Annotated in this window: 23 protein-coding genes and 1 other RNA gene; 16 read left to right on the forward strand and 8 right to left on the reverse strand. The window is 42.2% G+C overall.

Annotation, left to right across the window (positions count from 1 at the left end):
- Nucleotides 1–237 precede the first annotated feature (237 nt).
- The 4 genes from AACQ81_RS03810 to AACQ81_RS03825 all read left to right on the forward strand — a co-directional run bounded on the left by AACQ81_RS03810 (nt 238) and on the right by AACQ81_RS03825 (nt 3,280).
- Entirely contained in the window at nt 238–609 is a 372-nt protein-coding gene (locus AACQ81_RS03810) for a YacL family protein (protein ID WP_237386369.1), read from the forward strand.
- 171 nt (nt 610–780) lie between these two features.
- Nucleotides 781–1,653 carry a small-conductance mechanosensitive channel MscS gene (gene mscS / locus AACQ81_RS03815; RefSeq protein ID WP_237386370.1) on the forward strand — a complete coding sequence of 291 codons (873 nt, stop codon included), beginning with the start codon at nt 781–783 and terminating at the stop codon, nt 1,651–1,653.
- Nucleotides 1,654–1,833: 180 nt separating this feature from the next.
- Nucleotides 1,834–2,457, forward strand: a complete 624-nt coding sequence (gene argO, locus AACQ81_RS03820; protein ID WP_237386371.1) for an arginine exporter ArgO — start codon at nt 1,834–1,836, stop codon at nt 2,455–2,457.
- Between the two features lie 88 nt (nt 2,458–2,545).
- Nucleotides 2,546–3,280, forward strand: coding sequence for an oxidative stress defense protein (locus AACQ81_RS03825; protein WP_237386372.1), 735 nt, complete (start codon nt 2,546–2,548; stop codon nt 3,278–3,280).
- Here the strand turns inward: AACQ81_RS03825 and AACQ81_RS03830 are convergent.
- On the reverse strand, nt 3,277–4,182 hold the full coding sequence (locus AACQ81_RS03830; protein ID WP_237386373.1) for a LysR family transcriptional regulator ArgP: 906 nt from the start codon (nt 4,180–4,182) through the stop codon (nt 3,277–3,279). The genes AACQ81_RS03825 and AACQ81_RS03830 overlap by 4 nt on opposite strands.
- Nucleotides 4,183–4,410: 228 nt before the next feature.
- Between AACQ81_RS03830 and rpiA the strand changes: the two genes are divergently transcribed.
- Both rpiA and serA read left to right on the forward strand, forming a co-directional pair.
- On the forward strand, nt 4,411–5,070 hold the full coding sequence (rpiA, locus tag AACQ81_RS03835) for a ribose-5-phosphate isomerase RpiA (RefSeq protein ID WP_237386374.1): 660 nt from the start codon (nt 4,411–4,413) through the stop codon (nt 5,068–5,070).
- A 331-nt stretch (nt 5,071–5,401) separates the two neighbouring features.
- Nucleotides 5,402–6,643, forward strand: coding sequence for a phosphoglycerate dehydrogenase (gene serA / locus AACQ81_RS03840; RefSeq protein ID WP_237386375.1), 1,242 nt, complete (start codon nt 5,402–5,404; stop codon nt 6,641–6,643).
- Between the two features lie 72 nt (nt 6,644–6,715).
- Here the strand turns inward: serA and AACQ81_RS03845 are convergent, their stop codons facing one another.
- The 3 genes from AACQ81_RS03845 to zapA all read right to left on the reverse strand — a co-directional run bounded on the left by AACQ81_RS03845 (nt 6,716) and on the right by zapA (nt 8,019).
- Nucleotides 6,716–7,327 (reverse strand): 5-formyltetrahydrofolate cyclo-ligase, encoded by a 612-nt coding sequence (locus AACQ81_RS03845; protein ID WP_237386376.1) that lies wholly within the window; start codon nt 7,325–7,327, stop codon nt 6,716–6,718.
- A 49-nt stretch (nt 7,328–7,376) separates the two neighbouring features.
- Nucleotides 7,377–7,560, reverse strand: a non-coding RNA gene (ssrS, locus tag AACQ81_RS03850) — 6S RNA.
- Between the two features lie 153 nt (nt 7,561–7,713).
- Nucleotides 7,714–8,019 carry a cell division protein ZapA gene (gene zapA, locus AACQ81_RS03855; RefSeq protein WP_092547424.1) on the reverse strand — a complete coding sequence of 102 codons (306 nt, stop codon included), beginning with the start codon at nt 8,017–8,019 and terminating at the stop codon, nt 7,714–7,716.
- A gap of 322 nt (nt 8,020–8,341) precedes the next feature.
- On the opposite strand from zapA, the gene AACQ81_RS03860 reads away from it, so the two are divergent.
- The 7 genes from AACQ81_RS03860 (at nt 8,342) to gcvP (ending at nt 17,629) form a co-directional block, all read left to right on the forward strand.
- Entirely contained in the window at nt 8,342–8,917 is a 576-nt protein-coding gene (locus tag AACQ81_RS03860) for a YecA/YgfB family protein (RefSeq protein ID WP_237386377.1), read from the forward strand.
- 45 nt (nt 8,918–8,962) lie between these two features.
- On the forward strand, nt 8,963–10,279 hold the full coding sequence (gene pepP, locus AACQ81_RS03865) for a Xaa-Pro aminopeptidase (RefSeq protein WP_237386378.1): 1,317 nt from the start codon (nt 8,963–8,965) through the stop codon (nt 10,277–10,279).
- Between the two features lie 24 nt (nt 10,280–10,303).
- The gene (ubiH, locus tag AACQ81_RS03870) at nt 10,304–11,494 is read left to right on the forward strand and encodes a 2-octaprenyl-6-methoxyphenyl hydroxylase (protein WP_237386379.1); all 1,191 of its coding nucleotides are present in this window, start codon (nt 10,304–10,306) and stop codon (nt 11,492–11,494) included.
- Nucleotides 11,495–11,508: 14 nt separating this feature from the next.
- A complete protein-coding gene (ubiI, locus tag AACQ81_RS03875; protein WP_237386380.1) occupies nt 11,509–12,741 on the forward strand; it encodes an FAD-dependent 2-octaprenylphenol hydroxylase in 1,233 nt (410 codons plus the stop codon).
- Nucleotides 12,742–13,111: 370 nt separating this feature from the next.
- Nucleotides 13,112–14,209 carry a glycine cleavage system aminomethyltransferase GcvT gene (gene gcvT, locus AACQ81_RS03880; protein WP_237386381.1) on the forward strand — a complete coding sequence of 366 codons (1,098 nt, stop codon included), beginning with the start codon at nt 13,112–13,114 and terminating at the stop codon, nt 14,207–14,209.
- A gap of 68 nt (nt 14,210–14,277) precedes the next feature.
- Nucleotides 14,278–14,667: a glycine cleavage system protein GcvH gene (gene gcvH / locus AACQ81_RS03885; protein ID WP_092547414.1), complete on the forward strand. Its 390-nt coding sequence runs from the start codon at nt 14,278–14,280 to the stop codon at nt 14,665–14,667.
- Nucleotides 14,668–14,752: 85 nt separating this feature from the next.
- Nucleotides 14,753–17,629: an aminomethyl-transferring glycine dehydrogenase gene (gene gcvP / locus AACQ81_RS03890; RefSeq protein ID WP_237386382.1), complete on the forward strand. Its 2,877-nt coding sequence runs from the start codon at nt 14,753–14,755 to the stop codon at nt 17,627–17,629.
- Between the two features lie 152 nt (nt 17,630–17,781).
- On the opposite strand, the gene AACQ81_RS03895 is transcribed toward gcvP, so the two are convergent.
- Nucleotides 17,782–18,387, reverse strand: a complete 606-nt coding sequence (locus AACQ81_RS03895; protein WP_237386383.1) for an HD domain-containing protein — start codon at nt 18,385–18,387, stop codon at nt 17,782–17,784.
- 16 nt (nt 18,388–18,403) lie between these two features.
- The gene (ygfZ, locus tag AACQ81_RS03900) at nt 18,404–19,405 is read right to left on the reverse strand and encodes a tRNA-modifying protein YgfZ (protein WP_237386384.1); all 1,002 of its coding nucleotides are present in this window, start codon (nt 19,403–19,405) and stop codon (nt 18,404–18,406) included.
- Nucleotides 19,406–19,688: 283 nt separating this feature from the next.
- Between ygfZ and sdhE the strand changes: the two genes are divergently transcribed.
- Together sdhE and AACQ81_RS03910 are read left to right on the forward strand one after the other, a co-directional pair.
- Nucleotides 19,689–19,955: an FAD assembly factor SdhE gene (gene sdhE, locus AACQ81_RS03905; protein ID WP_237386385.1), complete on the forward strand. Its 267-nt coding sequence runs from the start codon at nt 19,689–19,691 to the stop codon at nt 19,953–19,955.
- A complete protein-coding gene (locus AACQ81_RS03910) occupies nt 19,936–20,388 on the forward strand; it encodes a protein YgfX (protein WP_237386386.1) in 453 nt (150 codons plus the stop codon). Before sdhE ends, AACQ81_RS03910 begins: the two co-directional genes overlap by 20 nt.
- Before the next feature lie 179 nt (nt 20,389–20,567).
- Here the strand turns inward: AACQ81_RS03910 and AACQ81_RS03915 are convergent, their stop codons facing one another.
- Nucleotides 20,568–21,683, reverse strand: a complete 1,116-nt coding sequence (locus tag AACQ81_RS03915; RefSeq protein WP_237386387.1) for a Txp40, insecticidal toxin (previously name A24tox) — start codon at nt 21,681–21,683, stop codon at nt 20,568–20,570.
- Nucleotides 21,684–22,858: 1,175 nt separating this feature from the next.
- On the opposite strand from AACQ81_RS03915, the gene AACQ81_RS03920 reads away from it, so the two are divergent.
- Nucleotides 22,859–23,239 carry a DUF4354 family protein gene (locus tag AACQ81_RS03920; RefSeq protein WP_237386388.1) on the forward strand — a complete coding sequence of 127 codons (381 nt, stop codon included), beginning with the start codon at nt 22,859–22,861 and terminating at the stop codon, nt 23,237–23,239.
- A 95-nt stretch (nt 23,240–23,334) separates the two neighbouring features.
- Here the strand turns inward: AACQ81_RS03920 and fldB are convergent, their stop codons facing one another.
- Complete coding sequence (gene fldB / locus AACQ81_RS03925) at nt 23,335–23,853, reverse strand: flavodoxin FldB (RefSeq protein ID WP_237386389.1); 519 nt, start codon at nt 23,851–23,853, stop codon at nt 23,335–23,337.
- Nucleotides 23,854–23,919 lie beyond the last annotated feature (66 nt).

Consider the following 23,919-nt stretch of genomic DNA (forward strand, 5'->3'; position numbering starts at 1 on the left):
CGCTTTTTCACTATTAATCAGATTAGCAGGCTTGTGAGGTGTCCGGGATCATTAAGCCACTACACTTTTTTTATGTCTGCTTTTATGGCAATTTTGTATCAGTTTGTGGACTACCTCTGAGGTGGGATTATCAGAAATGTTTAAAATCCGAATCTATTGGTTTGGCATATCCCAGTAGATTTCAAGCGACGGCTTTGAAATAGAAGTAGATAAGTAAAAAAATTGTGGAGGTATGTGATGGAATATGAATTTATACAGGATCTTACTGGCCAGGTAACAACGTCTTTTTCAATGGATCATGAAGCAATTGGTTATTGGATGAATGAGGAAGTGAAAGGTGATTTTAACGTATTGGATAAAATAATAGCAGCATTGAAAGACATTAAAGGTAGTGAACGTCAGTGGCAGTTGGCAGGTCATGAATATACGCTAGTAATGAGCGAAGATGAAATCATGATTAGGGCCAATCAACTTCAGTTTGATACGGAGATGCTGGAAGAGGGAATGAGCTACTACGATAACGAGAGCTTAGCGTTTTGTGGAACAGACGATTTTGTTGTCATGTTGGCTGATTACAAAGAGTTTGTTTTGCAGAAAAATCAAACATAAGTATTAACGTTCAATATGTGATAGTTTTCTGCCATAATCGATATTCCATTATTTTTGTGTTTTGATCGTGGTTTTTCTATTTTTTGAACAGGAGCCTGTGTCAATCGGTGGTGTTCATATCCAGTAATAGCACTGAGTGAGATAGGTTCCAACAATAACGGTGGGCTTTGTATGGAAGAGATCAATCTATCAACTCAGATTGATAAAGCGGCAGGCTGGTTTGCCAGCAATCAGGATTTACTTATCCAGTATGCGGTAAATATTGTATCTGCCATCTTAATTCTTATCGTTGGTTTATTTATTGCCAAGCTTGTCAGTAAAGCAGTCAAACGTGTGATGTCATTGCGTGGTATTGATATTACTATTTCTGATTTTTTGTCTGCAATTATTCGTTATGCCGTCATTGCGTTTACAGTTATCGCTGTTCTTGGGAAGTTGGGTATACAGACAGCGTCTGTGATTGCAGTAATCGGTGCCGCAGGTTTGGCTGTTGGTCTGGCATTACAGGGGTCACTGTCTAATTTTGCCGCAGGTGTTTTATTGGTGATCTTCCGCCCGCTCCGTACAGGTGAATATGTCAGTATCGGTGCTGTAGAGGGAACCGTCGTACAAGTGCAGATTTTCTCTACGACATTACGTACGGCAGATGATCGCATCATTATGATCCCCAACGGTAAGATTATTGCGGATAATATTATCAATACTAGCCGTGAACCTAACCGCCGTACCCAAATTATGGTAGGAGTTGCATATAATGCGGATATTGATGAAGTAAAAAGAGTGTTGGGCGATGTGATTAAAGAAGATAAACGCATCCAACATGAAAGGGGTGTTACCATTCGCCTGCATGAAATGGCTCCTTCATCACTGAATTTTATTGTGCGTATATGGACTACCAATGGCGAAGCCTGGAATGTGTACTGGGATTTGATGGAAAACTTTAAGCGTACCTTAGATAAGCACAATATTGGCATTCCATTCCCACAAATGGATGTTTACTTACACCAACAACAGGTCGCCTTACAGAAGAATACGGGCGAATAATTAGAAAAACAGATTGGTGTGAGGATCTTTTGGCTCACACCAAATTTGAATCCCGGTTTACATAACATCGCCATCATTTTTTCTAATGATGGATAAGAATGATTCATTTTCCCTAATACAGAATATTGCCTAATATGCATTTGTATTGTAACTAATTGAATGATTATTAGGACTATTTGCATGTTATCGACATTTGTTCAGGGTTTTTTCCTCAGTGCTGCAATGATCCTGCCGCTTGGCCCGCAAAATGTTTTTGTAATGCAGCAGGGAAGCAGAAAACAGTTTCATGTAATGAGTGCGACATTATGTTCTGCCAGTGATGTTTTCCTTATGATAGCCGGGATATTTGGTGGCAGTGCATTGCTTGGTCAGTCGATATTTTTGCTGCAAGCAGTGACATGGGGTGGTGTTGCTTTTTTACTGTGGTATGGATGGGGCGCTTTCCGGTCGGCATTATCGGCGGAAGCCGAACTTTCCTATGTTGAAAATATTGCTCAGAGCCGCTGGCGGGTCATAGTGACGCTATTTGCAGTAACATGGCTGAATCCTCATGTTTATCTGGATACTTTTGTGGTATTGGGTAGCATAGGGGGGCAATTATCAATGGATCTCCGACCGTGGTTTACCATCGGAGCAGTGCTGGCATCAATCAGTTGGTTTTTCGCATTATCATTTTTGTCGGCGTGGTTCTCACCTGTTCTTAATCAACCCAGATCGCAAAAGATCATTAATCTCTTTATCGGTTGTGTGATGTGGTATATCGCTTGGGGATTAATTAAACAAGGATTGCAGATTTTTTACTGATATCAATACTTGCTGTAGAATATTGTGCTAATGTTTCTGAAAGTACCTTACTAATGTACGTACATTTGCTGTATTCGAAGGAGGTTTTGTGAAATATAAATCACTGGTATTGGCCGCAATGATGGCTCTGGGAGGGTTGCCCAGTATGGCTGCTTCCGCTGCTGAATTGCCATCTGTTCCACATATTTCTACCTCTGGTAACGCGATAATCAAAGCAACACCAGATATGGCCACGTTAATGATCAATGTGAGTAAGACTCAGAAAAACGCGGCAGATGCAAAGAAAAAAGTGGATGAACGCGTCGCGAAATATTTTGATTTTCTGAAAAATAGTGGCATCGAAAAGAAAGATATTGATGCTGCTAATTTGCGCACTCAACCAGAATATCAATATGAACAAAGAACCGGTAAATCAACGATTACAGGCTATAAAGCATCACGTTCAGTTGAAGTCAAAGTTCATAAACTAGATCAGTTGAATACATTGCTGGATGGCGCTTTGAAAGCAGGACTGAATGAAATTAGTTCCGTTCAGTTCAGTGTTGATAACCCACAACGTTATCGTGATGAAGCCAGACAAAAAGCGATAGAGAGTGCTATTCAGCAGGCGACTGCACTGGCAAAAGGGTTCAATGGTAAACTAGGGCCTGTATATAGCATCAATTACCGTGCCCCAGAAGCCGTGGCTGCTCCAATGAGCCGCCTGAAATACCAAGCAGCTCTGATGGCAGCACCCGTTTCAGATTCAGTCAATGAAACTTATGAACCACAGAGCATTGAATTCTCAGATCACGTTGACGCCGTTTTTGAGTTACAACGTTAATTAATTTCATCTTCTTGACGTAACATCTGACGCCCTAGTTTTAACAGGGTGTCAGTGACTTTTTTCATTACTCCGCTTTCTGGGGCAAAACGATGCCAATAAAGCATACGACGCTGGTATAGACCAGGTGTTAAATCAATTAGTTCCCCGGCTTTCAGCTCCTTGCAGATTTGTAAGTGAGGGATCATGCAACAAGTTGAGCCTTGTTTTGCCAATTGAACAAAAGCCTCAGAAGAATTCACGATATGGCAGGGAACACTGCCCGGTGATAGGTCAAAATTCTGTTGTAAAAATGCTTGGTGCATATCATCCAAATGGTCAAATGCAACAGCAGGTGCTTTCAGCAATGCTGGACGAGTGACTCCGTTGGGAAAAAAGCGTTCTGCAAATGCCGGTGAGGCAACAAACAGATAATCAAGGGCACCTAACTTATCAACCAGACAGCTTGGCAGAGGTTGGGATTGGATACTGATTGCCCCAACGACTTCCCCGCGCCGCAAGCGTTCTTGAGTTCGGGTTTCATCTTCCACTTGAATATTTAACCGTATGGGCAAATCGGACAAAACCGGATGAAGGGCCGGTAAAAGCCATGTAGCTAAACTATCTGCGTTAACGGCGAGAGAGAGCAATAGCGGAATGTCGTTACCATTTTCATCGCCGAGCCATTGTGCCTCCAGCAATTCTACCTGATGTAATAGTGCGAGCAGTTTTTGCCCTTGCTCTGTGGGGAGGGGGGGAACGGTACGCACCAACAGAGGCTGACCAAACAAATTTTCTAATTGTTTGATTCGTTGGGATACCGCAGATTGGGTGATGCAAAGTTTTTGTGCCGCCCGCTCGAAACCACGTTCTCGGATCACTGCATCCAGTGCTTGCAGGGATCGGTAATCAGGACGTTTCATTGAAAATAAGACTCTCCATTTTTATAAACATACAGCTATCTATACTCCCTGAGATTTGTTCCTTGTCGTCGCGCTGCATCTGAAATCCTGGTTTAAATAACCATTGAATTCTGAATAACATTATGTGGACTGGGTAGCACTATGCCATATTTTTTCGTGGGATGAGGCAATATTGTTTATACTAGTCGTCAGATTTTTCCTTGTAACTGATTATAGGCTGTGATTGATATGACTCAGGATGAACTGAAAAAAGCAGTGGGCTGGGCGGCATTGGAATACGTCAAACCAGATACAATCGTAGGTGTTGGTACGGGTTCAACGGCAGCGCATTTTATTGATGCGTTAGGAACAATCAAAGATAAAATTAAAGGCACGGTGTCCAGTTCAGAAGCATCGACTGAAAAATTGAAAAGTCTCGGCATTCCTGTATTTGATTGCAATGATGTTGATGCTTTGGATATTTATGTTGATGGCGCTGATGAAATCAATGGTCAGATGCAAATGATCAAAGGTGGTGGCGCAGCATTGACCCGAGAAAAAATCATTGCCGCTGTTGCAAAGAAATTTATCTGTATTATTGATACCTCTAAGCAAGTAGATGTATTGGGTAAATTCCCACTCCCGGTTGAAGTTATCCCAATGGCACGTGCCCATGTTGCTCGTGAACTGGTGAAATTGGGAGGAACCCCGGTCTATCGTGAAAACGTGGTGACGGATAATGGCAATGACATTCTGGATGTCCATAATTTTTCTATCGTTGATCCGATTGAGTTAGAGAACCAAATTAATGGTATTGCGGGTGTGGTAACCGTTGGCCTTTTTGCCAATCGTGGCGCTAATGTCGTTCTGGTAGGAACTGAGAACGGCGTTAAAATTCTCACAGAGTGACCATTTATTGAGGGCAGAATAGTCTGTCCTCAAAATATTTTAGTATTTATTCAAAAAAAGAAAATTTGGTGATATATATCACTTTTCTGTCTAAAAAAACCTCAAAACCCTGTTTTTGTCCTGTAACGAATTATTTTACTTTGCATAACAACTTATTTACTGTTGCTTATTCTGTGATATAAGCAATCGGTTGTCTTGCTGTTGTCGTTTTTTTTGTTATTTTGGTGGAATCTATCGGTGTTAAGAAAATTATACCCAGTGGATTTCGGGTTACAGCCGACAAAGCGGCAGTTTGAAAGATGAAGGGTATAAGTACAACTAGGGTGGGCAAATGGTTAAGGTATCTTTAGAAAAGGACAAAATTAAATTTCTGCTACTGGAAGGCGTTCATCAAAGCACAGTAGACAATTTGAAAGCGGCTGGATACAGCAATATAGAATATCACAAAGGTGCATTGGAGCCGGAAGCGTTAAAAGATGCGATTCGTGATGCACGCTTTGTGGGAATTCGTTCGCGTACTCAGTTGACTGAAGAAATTTTCGCCGCAGCAGAAAAATTGGTTGCAGTGGGATGTTTCTGTATTGGTACCAACCAAGTGGATCTGAAGGCCGCGGCAAAACGCGGTATTCCAGTCTTTAATGCACCATTTTCCAATACTCGTTCTGTAGCTGAAATGGTATTGGGTGAGTTGCTGTTGCTGTTGCGTCGTATTCCTGAAGCAAATGCGAAAGCTCACAGAGGCGTTTGGGATAAGCAGGCAACAGGTTGTTATGAAGCTCGCGGAAAAAAACTCGGTATTATTGGTTACGGTCATATCGGTACACAGTTGGGTATCTTGGCTGAAAATATCGGCCTGAATGTTTATTTCTATGATATAGAACACAAATTACCATTGGGCAATGCACAGCAAGTCCATCATCTATCTGAATTGTTGAATATGAGCGATGTTGTGAGTCTGCACGTTCCCGAAACAAACTCAACCAGAAATATGATTGGTGCAACAGAGTTGGAACTGATGAAACCAGGTTCAATTCTGATCAATGCATCGCGCGGTACTGTTGTGGATATTCCTGCCTTAAGTGAAGCGTTGGAGATTGGGCACCTTGCTGGCGCTGCACTTGATGTATTTCCAGTGGAGCCTGCAACAAACAGCGAGCCTTTCACTTCGCCATTAAGTAAATTTGACAACGTACTGCTGACACCACATATCGGGGGATCAACACAGGAAGCCCAACAGAACATCGGTTATGAAGTCGCAGGTAAGTTAGTCAAATATTCTGATAACGGCTCCACATTGTCAGCGGTTAATTTTCCGGAAGTTTCATTGCCTATCCATGCTAAGGATACTAACCGATTATTACATATCCATGAAAACCGTCCGGGCATCTTAACCAACATCAACCAAGTCTTCACTGATCAGGAAATCAATATTGAAGCGCAATATTTGCGGACTGAAGGCGATATTGGTTATGTGGTAATCGATATCACGACGCAAAATACGGCTCAAGCTGAATTGGTATTACAACAATTGAAAGCCGTGCCTGGCACGATCCGTTCTCGCTTGCTTTATTGATAAAAGAAACTGAGCTGATTAAAAACAGGGAGTATTGTCTTCTTCAATACTCCCTCTCAATGAGTTAAAAATTTATATCCATTGCCATGTTTTTTCTGGTGTAATGATCTCTGGCAGAGGAATATCCCAGCTTGCGCTGGGTAATGTTTCAACCAATTGAAAATCATGTGCCAACCCGATGGGGTAGAAATTTTGTTGTTGCCATTTTGCGAGCGTTCTATCGTAGAACCCGCCCCCCATTCCTAAACGTTGTCCCGTGCGATCGAAAGCAACGAGTGGAATAAACATAAGATCAAGCTCAGGGATGGGTAGAACCTGTCGGACATCCAAAGAAGGCTCTTCTATGTTAAAACGGTTTTTAATAAGGGGAGTATCAGCTTGGTAACGAAGGAACAGCAAATGATGTTGGCTGAAAGGATGCAATATTGGCAAGTAGACCTGTTTATTTTGTTGCCAAAGTTGTTGAATTAATGGACGAGTATCTAATTCTCCATCAAAGGAGAGATACAGCGCAATTTTGTTAGCCTGCTGAACTTTAGGATGAGTAATGATTCGTTCGGTTGCTTGCTGAGCTAATTGTAACTGTTTTTCAGGGGAGACACTTTGACGTAATTGCCGGATCTTTTTTCTGATGGAGTTTCGTAAAGACAAAGGATGGGGAGACGTAAAGGAATCTGATTGCATAATACCTGCCTATTGACGCAGAAAAGGACACAAAACAGATAAAAAATTGGGTTTCTCCAAGATGCCGTTGCAGGTGGTAACCCTTGAACCCTTGGTTCAAGGTGAACGTAGTGTCGCCCCTATTAGGCTTCTTGGTCTAGCCAAGCATGCTCACAAGAGACAGAGCACCACATTCTATAGAGATGAAATATCGGCTCAGGGGACTTACCTGCTGACGAACACCTCAGAGAAAATTTTTTGCTGCTTAAACCAACTAAATAGACTCTAAGCAGCGCTATGAAACCTATTGTATGGAACTGAATGAAGAAAGCAACTGCTTATATTAATCTAGAGTAACTACTGCCTGATTTATCAACAAAACCTAATCCATTGACGGGTAAGGAGTATCAGGTAATTTTACCTTGTTCTAACAATGCATTCTCAATGGTCTGCTGGAGCATTTTTATTTTTTGTTCCATATTGTAAGCATAATCACAGGTTTTCACTTTCTCCTGTGCCAACTCGTGACAGACATTCAGTGCCACAATAAAAACCAGTTGCTCAGTATTAGTGACTCTGGTGCGTTCTTTGAGGTTATGTAAACGCTGATCAAGTTCCTCCGCAGCAGCTTGCAATGCTTCTATCTGCTCTGGTGGACAATTGACACGTAATGACCGCCCAAAAATCTGAATATCTACTGGTTGTGCAGACATGACACCTTCCTGATTTATTACTGCGCCGATACCTTGATTTTGACATATACCCTTCATCTTTCAAATTGCAGTTTATACCCTGTATCTTTCAAGTTGCAGCTTTGTCGGCTGTAACCCGAAATCCATTGGATATAGTTGGTTGAATTACAATTTAAAATCTATTGGGCACAAAGTTAATTTTGGTATAAAAACAAGGCCGACACCAATCATTACTGTACAATACCAAAAGCCCCCTCTTATATCGATGTGTGCTGTCTGGTATAGCGACTCCCCTTGATGGTAGCATAGCATGAACTTATATCGCCAACGATGATCAATATACATGTCTATACAAAACTCATTACCTAATTATCAATCATTTGATGAAATTTTGCATCAACAGTCCGTTGCGCTGACAGCAGCAGAAATGCACGGCTTAATCAGTGGATTACTATGTGGTGGAAATCATGATAGTAGTTGGCAAACATTGGTGCATGATCTTGCTAATGATGGTCTGGCATTTTCTCAGACTTTATCTCTGCCGCTCAGAGAATTATATGAAACGACATTTGAATCACTGGATGACAGTAATTTTGCGTTTAATTTACTGCTTCCTGATGAAGATGCAGGCATTTTTGAATGCGCGGATGCATTGGCAGGATGGGTGAATCACTTCTTGCTGGGATTAGGCGTGGCAAATCCTAAATTGACAGAAAAACCCGAAATTCAGGAAATCGTCACTGATTTACGTAACATCGGCATGCTGGGATATGACGAGAACGAAGATCAGGAAGAACTGGCTCAGGCTCTTGAGGAAGTATTGGAATATATTCGTGTTGCAGTTCAGCTTTGCTACATCGCTTTGGCAACGCCAAAAAAATCAGGCACTACTAAAAATGACAAGCCAACGTTGCACTAATTGGCAATATACCAACTAAATAATAATTAAATCGCAGGAGAGGGTATGATTAAACAAGAATATTTATCTCGTCGTCAGGCATTATTGTCAAAAATGGCACCGGCCAGCGCGGCCATCATTTTTTCTGCCCCGCCTGCGACACGTAATTCAGATTGCGAATATCCTTATCGCCAGCACAGTGATTTTCTGTACCTGACAGGGTTCAGTGAGCCGGAATCAGTTCTGGTACTGATCAAAAGCGATGAAACTCATAATCATAGCGTGTTGTTTAATCGTGTTCGTGATTTGACGGCGGAAATTTGGTTTGGTCGCCGTCTTGGTCAAGAAGCGGCATTGGAAAAGTTAGGTGTGGATCGCGCCCTGCCATTTGATGATCTCAACGAACAACTCTATCTACTGTTAAATGGTCTGGAAGTGATCTATCACGCCCAAGGGGAGCTTGAATACGCTGATAATATTGTATTCAGTGCCTTGGATAAATTACGTAAAAATAGTCGCCGTAATCTCAAAGCCCCGTCTGTCATAGCGGATTGGCGTCCTTGGTTGCATGAAATGCGACTGTTCAAATCGGAAGCTGAGCTGGAAATCATGCGTCGGGCTGGGCGAATCAGTGCGCAAGCGCATACAAGAGCGATGCAGGTTTGCCGTCCAGACATGTTTGAATATCAACTTGAAGCGGAAATTCATCATGAATTTACTTATCAGGGCGCCCGTTATCCTGCTTATAACACCATAGTCGGTGCAGGAGAAAATTCCTGTATTCTTCATTACACGGAAAATGAACGTCGAATGAAAGACGGTGATTTAGTGTTGATTGATGCGGGATGCGAATATGAAGGATATGCCGGTGACATTACGCGGACGTTCCCGGTTAATGGCAAGTTTACGCGTCCTCAACGTGAAATTTATGACATTGTGCTGGAAGCCATCAATGTTGCCCTTGACCTGTATAAACCGGGCATCAGCATGAGTAAAGTCACTGAGCAGGTTGTGCGAATTATGGTTGAAGGGTTGGTGAAACTCGGAATTATGCACGGTGAAGTCGAGCAATTGATTGAGACCAATGCTTATCGCCAGTTTTTCATGCATGGTTTGAGTCATTGGTTAGGGCTGGACGTACATGATGTGGGTCATTACGGCATCGATCGTGATCGCATTCTGGAACCGGGCATGGTGGTGACTGTGGAGCCGGGGCTTTACATTGCGCCGGATGCAGATGTTCCGATGGAATATCGAGGCATCGGCATCCGCATTGAAGACGATATCGTGATCACAGAAGCGGGTAATGAAAACCTGACTGAATATGTAGTGAAAGATCCGGATGAAATAGAAGTGCTGATGGCGCAGGCAAGACAGAGTTAATATTTCAGCAATCAGGAAATTATAATGAACGTGATTATTGTGGGTGGGGGAATGACAGGAGCCACTTTAGCTCTGGCTATTTCTTCCTTGAGCCGGGGGCAATTGCAAGTCTCCTTGATTGAAACAGCAGAACCTGCTCAGGAACATCCAGGTTTTGATGCGAGAGCCATTGCCTTAGCCTATGGTACATGTCAGAGCTTGAATCTGATAGATGTATGGCCTGCGCTAAAACATAGTGTTACTCCAATAACTCACGTTCATGTTAGCGATCGTGGTCATTGCGGTTTCGTTAACATCCGCGCTGATGATTATGATATTCCGGCTTTGGGAAATGTAATTGAATTATATGACGCTGGAATTCATCTCTTTGATTTATTAAAACAGTCACCGAATATCAAACTTTATTGTCCGGCGAAAGTAAATTCCGTTGAACGTTTAGAAAATTCAGTCACTGTCACCCTGCATAGTGGTGAAAAACTGACGGGAGAATTACTGGTAGCTGCGGATGGTAGCCATTCCACGATAGCTCAAGCGTGCCATATTCCATATCAGCGGCAATCTTATGGTCAGGTGGCAATTATCGCTAATGTTTTGACATCTGAACATCCTCAGGGAAGGGCATTTGAGCGCTTTACGGAACATGGGCCATTGGCACTATTGCCGATGCCTGAAGGGCGTAGTTCACTGGTATGGTGTCACCCGCTGGAAAAACAGGCGGAGATCAATAGTTGGAATCAGCGTGAGTTTCTCCAACACTTACAAAAAGCGTTTGGCTGGCGTTTGGGTAAAATGTTGGAAACTGGTCAGCAACACAGTTATCCATTGGCTTTATCAACATCCAGCAAGCAGGTCAGCCACCGTTTGGCATTGATAGGCAATGCGTCCCAAACTTTACACCCGATTGCAGGACAGGGCTTTAACTTGGGAATGCGTGATGTTATGGCGTTGGCAAAGGTTATTTCAGAGGCGGCGGTTTCAGGGATGGATATTGGCAGCTATAAGGTTTTGGTCCAATATCAACAGCAGCACAATGCAGATCGTGAAGCGACTATTGGTATTACAGACGGATTGGTTAGGCTATTTGCCAATGACTATTTGCCGTTAAAGATTGGACGTAGTTTTGGCCTGATGACGATGGAAACATTACCACTGATGCGGGATCTATTTGCCCGGCAGACATTGGGTTGGGTTGCTCAATCATCACTGGCAGATTAAGAGGAAAGAAAAACATGCAATCATTTGATGTGGTGATCGCAGGGGGTGGGATGGTTGGCCTTGCGCTGGCCTGTGGTTTGCAAGGCAGCGGTTTACGCATCGCGGTTGTAGAAGAATATCCACCGGCAAAGATATTTGATGCCAATGATGAACATGCGCTGCGTGTTTCAGCCATCAATGCAGCCAGTGAACGATTACTAACCTACCTTGGTGTTTGGCAAAGTATTCTTGAAATGCGAGCCAGTCCTTATCAGGGGATGGAAGTTTGGGATCAAGACAGTTTCGGTCGAATCCAGTTTAATACGTCGGAACATGGCCTGACACACCTCGGGCATATCATTGAGAACCATGTGATCAGACAGGCACTCTGGCAACATGCCAAAAATCTACCAGAAGTGACAATTTTTACCCCGTCGTCTCTCAATAATGTTGTCTGGGGGGAAAATGAAGCCTTCATTACTTTATCTGATGGGCGAATGCTGACTTCACGGTTAGTCGTAGGGGCTGATGGTGCACACTCTTGGCTGCGTTATCATGCAGATATTCCGCTGACTTTCTGGGATTATGAGCATCACGCGTTGGTAGCAACCATTAGGACTGCGGAACCGCATGGAAGTGTTGCGCGTCAGGTGTTTCATGGTGATGGAATATTAGCTTTCCTGCCATTGTCAGATCCTCATCTATGTTCGATTGTCTGGTCGCTGCCGGCCGAATCCGCGCAGCAGCTTAATATAATGGAACCAGAACGATTTAATCGGCAATTGAGCGTGACCTTTGATATGAGACTTGGTCAATGTGAGCTGATAAGTGATCGACAAACCATACCATTGGTGGGGCGTTATGCCCGTAACTTTGCTGCACATCGGTTAGCACTTTTGGGAGATGCGGCACATACTATCCACCCTTTGGCTGGTCAGGGCATCAATTTAGGATTTATGGATGTGGCAGAACTGATTGGTGAATTGAATCGTTTGAACCGGCAAGGCAAAGATATTGGTCAGTATCTCTACCTTGGGCGTTATGAACGTCGCCGCAAACACAGTGCTGCGATTATGCTGGCAGGTATGCAGGGTTTTCGTCAGCTATTTGATGGTAATAATCCCGCTAAAAAGTTACTGCGTGATATCGGAATAGCATTGGCTGATCATTTACCAGGGGTGAAACCTCAGTTACTTCGCCATGCAATGGGACTTAATGATCTCCCTGATTGGCTAATTTCTCCGACCTCTTCGGTTGAAAAAATCTAATTTAGTAGTTCATTTGGGATTACTTTTTCTAATATTAGGCTAGGGTGTGTTCAGTAGATTTGCTTCACACTTTAGTCATTTTCTGATTAAAAAAATAAATTCCTGCCATTTATTACAAATTTTGTGTGTGCTGATACAGTAAATCAGACAAAAATTCTGCATCATAATGAACGTTTTTTAAGTTATCACTTCAGCGTAGCTAATTTATTTTATGGTTCATTTCTATTTTCAGTGATAACTTCTGGTTCCAAGGTATCGTTTGCGTGGTTAACCGCTTCTTTGCTTCATGATCCAACATCTGTCGGTTAATACGCTGTATGTTTTTTCAGATCACGAATGTTTTCATGTCAAGAATGGAAAGAGGGAAATAATGTCAAAACACACCCCACTATATGATCAACATTTGGCATGCGGAGCACGCATGGTGGATTTTCATGGCTGGATGATGCCTCTGCATTACGGTTCACAGATCGACGAACACCATACTGTACGTACTGATGCTGGTATGTTCGATGTTTCCCACATGACAATTGTGGATCTGCATGGTACTGGCTGCCATGACTTCCTCCGTTACCTTCTGGCAAATGACATCGCTAAACTGACCGAACAAGGTAAAGCGCTTTATACCGGAATGCTGAATGCTTCTGGTTGTGTCATTGATGATTTGATTGTCTATTTCTTCACTAATAATTTCTATCGCATGGTTGTTAACTCAGCAACCCGCGAGAAAGATTTAGCATGGGTTCAACAACATGTAGCGAAATATGATGTTGAAATCATTGTGCGTGATGATTTAGCTCTGATTGCTGTTCAAGGGCCAAATGCACAACCCAAAGTTCAATTATTGTTAAGTGATGAACAAAAGCAGGCTGTAGCAGGAATGAAACCTTTCTTCGGTGTCCAGTCGGGGGATTTATTCCTTGCGACTACAGGTTATACCGGCGAGGCGGGGTATGAAATCGCATTACCGAAAGAGCAGGCCGAAGATTTCTGGCAACAGTTGCTGGCAGTCGGTGTGAAACCAGCGGGATTAGGTGCGCGTGACACATTGCGCCTTGAAGCGGGCATGAACCTTTATGGTCAGGAAATGGACGAAACTATTTCACCTCTGGCGGCTAACATGGGATGGACGATTGCCTGGAAACCGGAAGATCGCCAATTTATCGGTCGGGAAGCGCTGGAAAGGCTGCGTGAAACAGGTACTGAACAATTAGTTGGGCTGGTTATGCGTGAAAAAGGGGTATTGCGTGGTGGATTAACCGTCAGCTTCACAAATGATTCCGGAGAGGAGCGTTCTGGTGTTATTACCAGCGGGACATTTTCCCCGACCTTAGGATTCAGCATCGCTCTTGCACGTGTACCGCAAGGTATTGGCGAACAGGCGATTGTCCAAATTCGTAATCGTGAAATGCCCGTTAAGATTGTTAAACCCGGTTTTGTGCGAATGGGAAAATCTCTCGTAGAGTGATTTTTCAACTAATGTCTTGATTGTTGTAATTTTTTGATTAATCAATAAAGAACAAGGAGATGGCAGCTATGAGTCATGTACCAGCAGAATTAAAATATACAGAATCACATGAATGGATTCGTTCGGAAGGCAATGGTGAATACACAGTAGGCATTACTGAACATGCCCAACAACTATTGGGTGATATGGTTTTTGTTGACTTGCCTGAAATCGGTACAGAAGTAACCAATGGTGATGATTGTGCAGTTGTGGAATCAGTGAAAGCCGCTTCTGACATTTATGCACCGTTAAGCGGTAAAGTTATCGCAGTTAACCCCGACTTGGAAGGTTCCCCTGAGTTAGTGAACAGTGAACCCTATAACGAAGGTTGGTTGTTCCGCATCAAAATTACTGATGAGAGTGAACTGACTAATTTGCTTGATGCTGAAAGCTATCAATCACTCTTAGAAGACGAATAATTATTTTTTACCGCCCCATATCACGTTGTGAATGGGGCGTTTTTTTGTTAGCCATTTTTTAGCTAGTTTCAGGAAATTATTATCAATGACTCAGACACTAATCCAACTTGAAAATCAAGGTGAATTCATTCGTCGCCACATTGGTTCTTCTGCTGAACAGCAAACAGACATGCTGGCGGCAGTTGGTGCAAATTCTCTTGATGATCTGACAAATAAAATTGTTCCCTGCAATATTGCATTGTCAGAGCCACCAGCAATCGGTGAAAGTGCGACAGAACAACAAGCACTGGCTGAATTGAAAGCGATAGCGAGCCAGAACCAGCGTTATCAATCTTATATCGGTATGGGATATGCACCATCAATACTCCCGCCGGTTATTTTGCGTAACTTACTGGAGAATCCAGGCTGGTATACCGCATATACGCCTTACCAGCCGGAGGTTTCTCAAGGTCGATTGGAGGCCCTGCTGAACTTCCAGCAAGTGACGATTGACCTGACAGGTTTGGATCTCGCTTCAGCATCCCTTTTGGATGAAGCAACTGCAGCGGCGGAAGCCATGGCAATGGCAAAACGAATCAGCAAATTGAAAAGAGCTGAGCGTTTTTTTGTGGCAGATGACATTCATCCACAAACATTGGATGTTGTACGTACCCGTGCTGAAACATTTGGATTTGAGGTCATTGTTGATAAAGCGGAAAAAGTGCTGGAATTGGAAGGCATTTTTGGTGCTCTGTTGCAACAAATTGGTACAACGGGTGAAGTTCACGACTACAGTGACCTGATCGCGGAATTGAAAGACCGCAAAATCATAGTCAGCGTTGCAACAGATTTCATGGCATTAGTTATGCTGACAGCACCGGGTAAACAAGGTGCTGATATTGCATTTGGTTCTGCTCAACGTTTCGGGGTTCCGATGGGATATGGCGGTCCTCATGCTGCTTTCTTTGCCTGCCGTGATGAATTCAAGCGTTCCATGCCGGGACGTATTATCGGTGTTTCCCGTGATGCAGCCGGTAACAGAGCACTTCGCATGGCAATGCAGACACGTGAGCAGCACATCCGTCGTGAAAAAGCGAACTCCAATATTTGTACCTCTCAGGTATTGTTGGCAAATATTGCGGGTATGTACGCGGTTTATCACGGGGCTGAAGGCCTGAAACGTATTGCTAACCGCATTCACCGCCTGACTGATATTCTGGCTGCTGGTTTGCAAAAAGCAGGTATTACACTGCGCCACCAAACATGGTTTGACACTCTGACCGTTGAAGTTGCAGATAAGGCTCAGGTATTGGCTAGAGCGGAGAAAGCGCAAATCAACCTGCGTACCGATCTTCTGGGTGCCGTTGGTGTGTCATTGAGTGAAAGAACCAGCCGCGATGATTTGGTAACCTTATTCCAAGTCTTGACGGGTACTGATTCGATATTGAATATCGAGATACTCGATAGCGAAATAGCGGCAGGCAGCCAATCCATTCCCGCCTCCATGCTGCGTCATGATAAGATCCTAACGCACGATAACTTCCTCCGTTATCACAGCGAAACTGACATGATGCGTTATATGCACAGTCTGGAACGTAAAGATCTGGCTTTGAATCAGGCAATGATCCCATTAGGTTCATGCACCATGAAACTGAATGCGGCTGCGGAAATTACGCCGATCACATGGCCGGAATTCACCGACATGCACCCATTCTGCCCACAAGATCAGGCGCAGGGTTATCATCAGCTGATCAGTCAACTTTCCCACTGGTTAGTGCTGTTAACCGGATATGATGCATTTTGCATGCAGCCAAATTCGGGCGCGCAAGGAGAATATGCTGGTTTACTGGCGATCCGCCGATATTACGCCAGCCGTGGTGAACAACATCGCCATATTTGCTTAATCCCAAGTTCAGCTCATGGTACAAACCCGGCTTCCGCACATATGGCGGGTATGACCGTTGTTGTCGTGAATTGCGATAACAAAGGCAACATTGACCTGATTGATTTACGTGAAAAAGCAGAAAAACATCGTGATGACCTTGCTTGTATCATGGTGACTTACCCATCAACTCATGGCGTATATGAAGAAACCATCCGTGAAATTTGTGATGTCATTCACCAACACGGTGGTCAGGTTTATCTTGATGGTGCGAACATGAATGCCCAAGTGGGTATTACTACACCGGGTTTTATTGGCGCGGACATTTCACACCTGAACCTGCATAAAACCTTCTGCATTCCTCATGGCGGCGGTGGCCCGGGTATGGGACCGATTGGCATGAAAAAACACCTTGCGCCATTTGTACCGGGGCATTCAGTAGTAGAAATGGATGGCATATCCACATTGGGTGCAGTATCCGCCGCCCCATTTGGCAGTGCTTCCATTTTGCCAATTAGCTGGATGTACATTCGCATGATGGGGACAAAAGGGCTGAAAAAAGCCAGCCAAGTTGCGATCTTGAATGCAAATTACATTGCTGCTCGCCTGAAAGGGGCTTACGAGATCCTCTATACCGGACGTGGGGGGTATGTTGCCCACGAATGTATTCTGGACATCCGTCCGTTGAAAGAAGAGTTCGGCATCAGTGAGATGGATATCGCCAAACGTTTGATTGACTATGGTTTCCATGCACCAACCATGTCATTCCCTGTAGCGGGTACCTTGATGGTTGAACCAACAGAATCAGAAAGCAAAGTGGAAATCGACCGCTTTATTGATGCTATGTTGGCAATTAGGGAAGAAATCAGCAAAGTGGCGAAAGGAGAATGGCCTTTGGAGGACAATCCATTGGTTAATGCACCACACATTCAGACTGAACTGGTTTCTGACTGGAACCATGCATACAGCCGTGAAATTGCTGTTTTCCCGACAGTAGAAACCAAAGCCAATAAATATTGGCCGACAGTTAAACGTCTTGATGATGTTTATGGTGACCGCAATTTACATTGTTCGTGCGCACCGATTGATGACTATCGTTAATAATAAATAAATTATTTTGCTTCAGCCCATTTGGGTTCGATGGGATTCAAATCCGGGCTGTAAGCAGGTAATTTAATGGAATAAAAACACCATAAATTGAAGCTGTCAGAGATGATATCTGACAGCTTAATTAGAAGATAAAGATGGGAGAATTATTTTAGCCAGCCTTTTTCTTTTGCTGCTTCCAATTGTGGTAGCAGGTACTTCCAGAGTTCAGGATAACTTTCGGAAACAAAATGCAGCAGGTTGTAAACTTGTTCAAAACGAATGTCATTCTCAACCCAACTCTGACCGTGGTTATACAGATTCATAAACATAGGCATTATCCTGTCGAGAGTTTTGGCAAACAGCGCCTCAGGAGTGATAGCGTCTTCGTATTCATGCCAAAGTTCCAGAAAATACTCTTTTTGGGCGTCAGGAAGCATACCAAAAATACGATTGGCTGCTTTTATTTCTTGTTCTTGGATAGCTTCACGGGCGGCCAGATCGAAAACAATGACATCTCCAGCATCGATTTCAACAATGTCATGAATTAGAGCCATCTGCACGACACGGCTGATATTCACATCTCCGGCATAAGGCGCAAAGCCGATAACTGCAAGAGCAAAATGCCAGCTATGCTCAGCAGAATTTTCGTGGCGCTCATTGTTCAGTAATTTTGTTTTGCGATGGACATATTTTAATTTGTCCAGTTCCATGATAAATGCAATAACATCGGTAAAAGGACCAAAATCAACAGGAGGTACAGTTAATGACATACAAAAACCTCAATAATTATTGTTCTTCATTTAATAAATAAGGCAATGCTTGGATCGTCAGAGTATTACCTTCATCTTCACGGATTCTGAATATACTGCCTGCTTCCATATCATTGTTCATGACAACTTGTATCCAGACTGAATCATCAGCCAGTTTAACCGCCGCTAGCACAGAACCTGTCCGACGCCATTTATCGCCCAATTGCCATTCCAAATCATCACCTGCAATGGGTAGCGAAGAAGCACTACCCGCCAGCCAGTACATGGCTCGTTTATTTGCTCTGCGATATTTGGCTCGGGCGACCATTTCCTGACCGGTATAACAGCCTTTCTTAAAGCTGATACTGTTTTCGACTGCCTGAAGATTTGTTGCTTGCGGAATAAATTGTGTGCTATTGACAGCATCAATCACAGGAAACCCTGCTTCAATCTCCAGCGCCAGCCATTGCTGACTGTCATTTAATTGTGACTGAAACTTCTCGACTAATATTTCGGCTAATTGGGTCGCAGTTGTTTTGTTTGTGATGATAAGGAAACGTTCGGCAGGAAGTGCCAAGTGGAGAAGCGTTGTGGTTTCGTGTTGAATAACAGGGGATTCAGCATCGGGCAGGATTGGAAAGAGTGCAGAAAGCGCTTCCCGGCTACTTGTTCCGGCTACGCCGAGCAAGATGCTTTCTTCATCTTTGGTAAAGGTTACTTTGGAAAACACGGCATACTTTTTCAATTCAGTTAATTGCGTTTCCAATAATGAACGGCGCTCAATATAGGCAAAACCTTCACCCCGTTGGAACAGCCGAAAATTACTCCACATCTTTCCTTTCGCATCACAATGTGCAGCCAACACGTGTTGGCTCTCATTCAGGGAGTTAATATCTGCTGTAATTTGGCTTTGTAGATATTTTTGTGTGTCAGCACCAATGGCAGTCACTATTCCCCAATCATCAAGGGAAATTAAAGTCAGGGGAAGTATTGCAGAAGGGGATGGTGATTGTGCAGAAAACGGAATTTGGTAAGCCATAACAACTCCTGCCAGTAAACTATCTGAGAAATAAGTCTAATGGTAAAAGAGAAGTAGACTTATGCAAAGAGGTTATTCCCGTTATTTATACTCGCTATCTATCAAATTGCAGTCTTGTTGACTATGTGGCAACTCGACATTTATTGGATATCTTGTTGAGTTGTTGCGATATGCTTCGCATCTTGTCGATATATCCAGTGATTCAAGCGTAGCAATTAATGAAAAACAAGACAGAATCGTTGATAATCCTGCCTGATGAAAATGATAAAGAGACTTTTTAAACATGGATATTGGTAATAAAGCACGTATTCACTGGGCATGTCGTCGCGGGATGCGTGAACTGGATATTTCTATCATGCCATTTTTTGAATATGAATATGACTCATTGAGTGATGATGAAAAGCGCATTTTTGTTCGTTTGCTGGAATGTCCTGATCCTGATCTTTTCAATTGGCTGATGAATCATGGCCGTCCGGAAGATGGTGAGCTTTTCCGTATGGTGCAATTGATTCAAAGCAGAAACCAAGCTCGTGGCCCTGTGGAACAGTGAACTGAGAGTATCTCTCCGAACCCGTCTGTTTTCCTCTGGCGTGCATGGATTGATTGCCTTGGCTGCTTTATTAACGCCTTGGTTTGCCAATGGTTTTTATGTCTGGCTTCTGCAGCTGATCATTATCTCCACAGTAGTGAGTTGGATAAGGAGCCAGAGAAATATCATGCAGTGTCAGGGAAAACTAATACTGTTTCGTGGCAATAAGGTGCACTGGCAAAAAGAAAGATGGAAAATTACTCAGCCACCGTGGCTTAGCCGTTATGGAATAATGCTCACACTGCGTACCTTTGAGCAAGCGGAAAGTTTTTTCCTCCCGCCTGATATTCGATTATGGGTGGCATCGGATAGTATGTCTGTTGAAGATTGGCGTAATTTTAGCCAAATTATGCGTAGTACAGAATGGTGGAAAGAAAAGGCAAAAAGATCATGAAAATCTGACAGTATTATTCCTGTATGAGGGGAATTGCTGAACTGGCGAATGGCAATAAGCTGTTTTATTAGCGAATTCGGTGACCGCCTGAGCGGTCACCTCTGAGGAAGTGCAATAGAATTACAACCTTCCATATTTATCTTACGTATTACATTTCACGGTCTGTCACCCTCTCGAAATTAGTAGTGACCTCCAACTCCATGAATCGTGATTATTTTGTCAGTGTCATCTTTGGTGAATGTTACTCTGTGTTTTTGGCTTAGCCTTATACTAAGTAAATTGCTACCTTTCAGTTTTTCGAAGTTACCGCTGCCTGCTGTACCAATTTTTTTTACTGCTGCAAGTGGATCATTACCCATTTGTACCTCTTTTATAAATGATTCATATTTTTCTTGTGCAGCTTTCTCCATATCATAAAATTTATTCTGATTTTTCTTAAGCTTACCCAAATCAACTCTCCATTTAGATGGAGCAGCTGTAGATGGAGCAGCTGTAGATGTTGTTGCTGTAGACTTTGTTGGTAATTTAGGCGCTTTTTTTGGACCTGCCAAGTAGCCTGTTCTGCCATCAGGTAACTTCTGCGGTGGTCGAAAGAAAGGTTTAGAAAGTTTTTTTCTCTCAATATAATTCTCTAATGATTTAGTTTCTAGACCACTGTAAAAATTTTTTGAAAAAATCCTTTTTCCCAGTGATGTTACAGCAGATAAGATAAGTAAAAAATCAATTACTTTAAAAAAATTTGCTGCATTTGATTGTTGATTTGCCTCCATTGGAAGTTCTTGTGAAGCAAAGAAATATAGTGCTAATAATTTATCTTCATCTGAATAATCGTCCAATATTTTATTCTCAAGATCAGGAATATCCCAGGTATTTTTACCACGTTGACCTCCAAACTTCAGTTCGTTCGTGGTAAAATCATTTGCCATATCTTTAGAAATTTGATCACCATTCTCACCCAATAGTGCAGATGAAAGATTAGACATGTATTCTTGATAAATTCTACCTGTGTTATCCTTATTTTTATAATAGTCTTCTGGAAGTTGAGAGACATTATGAATACCACTTACCGCTAAAGCATATGCTATTATTACTTTCTTAGCTCGATATGCAATTCCATACAATCCTGTATGACTTTCATCTGTTTGCTTGAATTCTAGTACACGTATTATATCTCCCGCTATTTGCTTTTCAACGGGTTGATATTCACCTCTATCATCAGGCGTTAATTGTATTACACTCGGAGTTGTTACGGGTTTAATAACCATTGTATTTTCAACCACTGTATTTTCAACCATTGTACTTTCCCATTATGTTGGCGTTTATTGAAATGACTACTAATATAAATTGCAGCGTTGATTTCCGCTGTGACGGTTTCTTAACTGCTTTAATTAAATTATCAAGTTTATTTACTCTGGATAATATCCTTATAAACACCCCGGAAAATTGAGGTGCTAATATCCTAATAATAAGTAGCTATATAATCATTTTCTATGATTATGACTAAATATAAAAATATTTGTTCATGTGACTGTTAGATATATAGATAACATAGCACTTTTATGATGTCAAGCACTGCTAAATGACTTAATTTTGATTATATTATAGACATTAGTGATTCGATTTTAATTAAATCTCTGTAGCCTGTGCCAGTTTATCAGGACTCTTTTAGAGACAACTGTAGCGAATGAAACCGCATTAGCTCTATATATTTTGTTTTGGTGATCTCTCTAATGATAATGAAAAAGAAAGCAAAAAAGATAAAATTACGTGATGTGATTTTGATATTAAATTTTTCCCATCCATATTGTATGGAATTTCTAACAAATATGTTGGCATATATGTTGTTAAATTTTTTTAAAATTGTTGTTGGTTTTAATTGATAAATAATTTAAGCATTAGCACATATTCCTCAATTTCTTATGGTAGTGAATTAATTTTGTAAATAGGATTTACATTTCCTTATATATTTATTATTTGTAAATTAATGCCAATATATTTGTGAATAATATGTTTCTAATAATAACTTGGTAATTTATCATTAGAGCGTGTTGACGTTTGATGAAGAAAATTAGTTCAATAATAATTAACTTTAAATCAATCAGGGTTTTTAGAAAATACTTCCCCAAGATTTTTTCTTTTTTGAGCCGTTTTTCAGGATGTTATATACCCAATGGATTTCAAGATGCAGCACGACGGCAAGGGAATGAACCCCCAGGAGCATAGCTAACTATGTGACTGGGGTGAGTGAGCGCAGCCAACAAAGCTGCAACTTGAAAGACGACGGGTATAAGTGCTAAGAATTTGAATTGTTTGTATTATTGCAATTTTAAAATGCCCCTCAATCCTGCAATAATATTGATATATCACTTTACTAATGGATTAGTTACTTAAAGGTAGTATGATAATTGAGACTGTATCTTGCATACGTACAGTTACTACGATGATTTCAACCTTTAAAGAAGGGACTTATATGAAGGTTTCCACATTTGTTGCATCAATTGCTTTGGCTGGCTTTTGCTTTGTTGCAAACGCTTCTACTCTTGATAGGGTTGCGGTTTATTCTACGGAGAAATCTAACGGCTCTATATCAGTGGGTGGCAAAAATGCTTACACTAAATCCTTTGAAGTTGTAGTAGCGAACTTATCCGATAAGGATATTGATTTGTCCAAGCTTTGTCTGAAAGCTTACTCTCCTGACAAAAAAGAATTTAGGCTGGATACGGTTGATGAAGACCTGAATCAGGGCACGCTGAAAGCGGGCAAGTCCGTCAGAGGTATTGCTGTGTTTGCTTCTGAAAATGACGTAGTTCATAAAGCCGCACTTATTAAAATTTCTGCCGATTGCAAGTAACCAGATAAGTAACCAGATAAAGCAGCCTTTCTGGCTGCTTTATCTGGATTAGACTTTCAGGCTCGTGCTGAACGCTTAAAAAAGCTTAAGTGATGTTAAAATAGTGCTTCCATCTCTGCCAATATCTGCATACACCATTGATTCAAACGCTCATCAGTCTCTTCAAACTGGTTCACATCATCCAGAGCAAGGCCGACAAACTGTTTGCCATCTTCGGTCAGTGGCTTTGGACTGGTGAATTCATAACCTTCAATCGGCCAGAAGCCGATAAACTGTACGCCTGTAGGAAGTAAAAGGTGATACAGCATTCCCAGGGCATCCAGAAACCATTCGCTGTAATCAATTTGATCGCCCATGCCATACATGGCAACAATTTTCCCTGTCAAATTCAGTGATGGAAGTTGATCCCAAATGGCCAGCCAATCTTCCTGCAACTCTCCAAAATCCCAAGTGGGAATACCGAGGATCAGGACAGAATATTCTTCCATCAATTGAGGATCACAATCTTTGACATTATGTAAGTCGATCAGATCTTCACCGAGTATATCGCGTATTTTTTCTGCTACCATCTCTGTATAGCATGTACTGGAGCCGTAAAAGAGACCAATTTTCATCATTATTCATCAGGAGTGTCGAATATCAGTGGCTGTATTGTAACAGAATAATCGCTTTTTCAGGCA

The organism is Xenorhabdus sp. Sc-CR9 (assembly GCF_963897815.1).
GTDB lineage: Bacteria > Pseudomonadota > Gammaproteobacteria > Enterobacterales > Enterobacteriaceae > Xenorhabdus.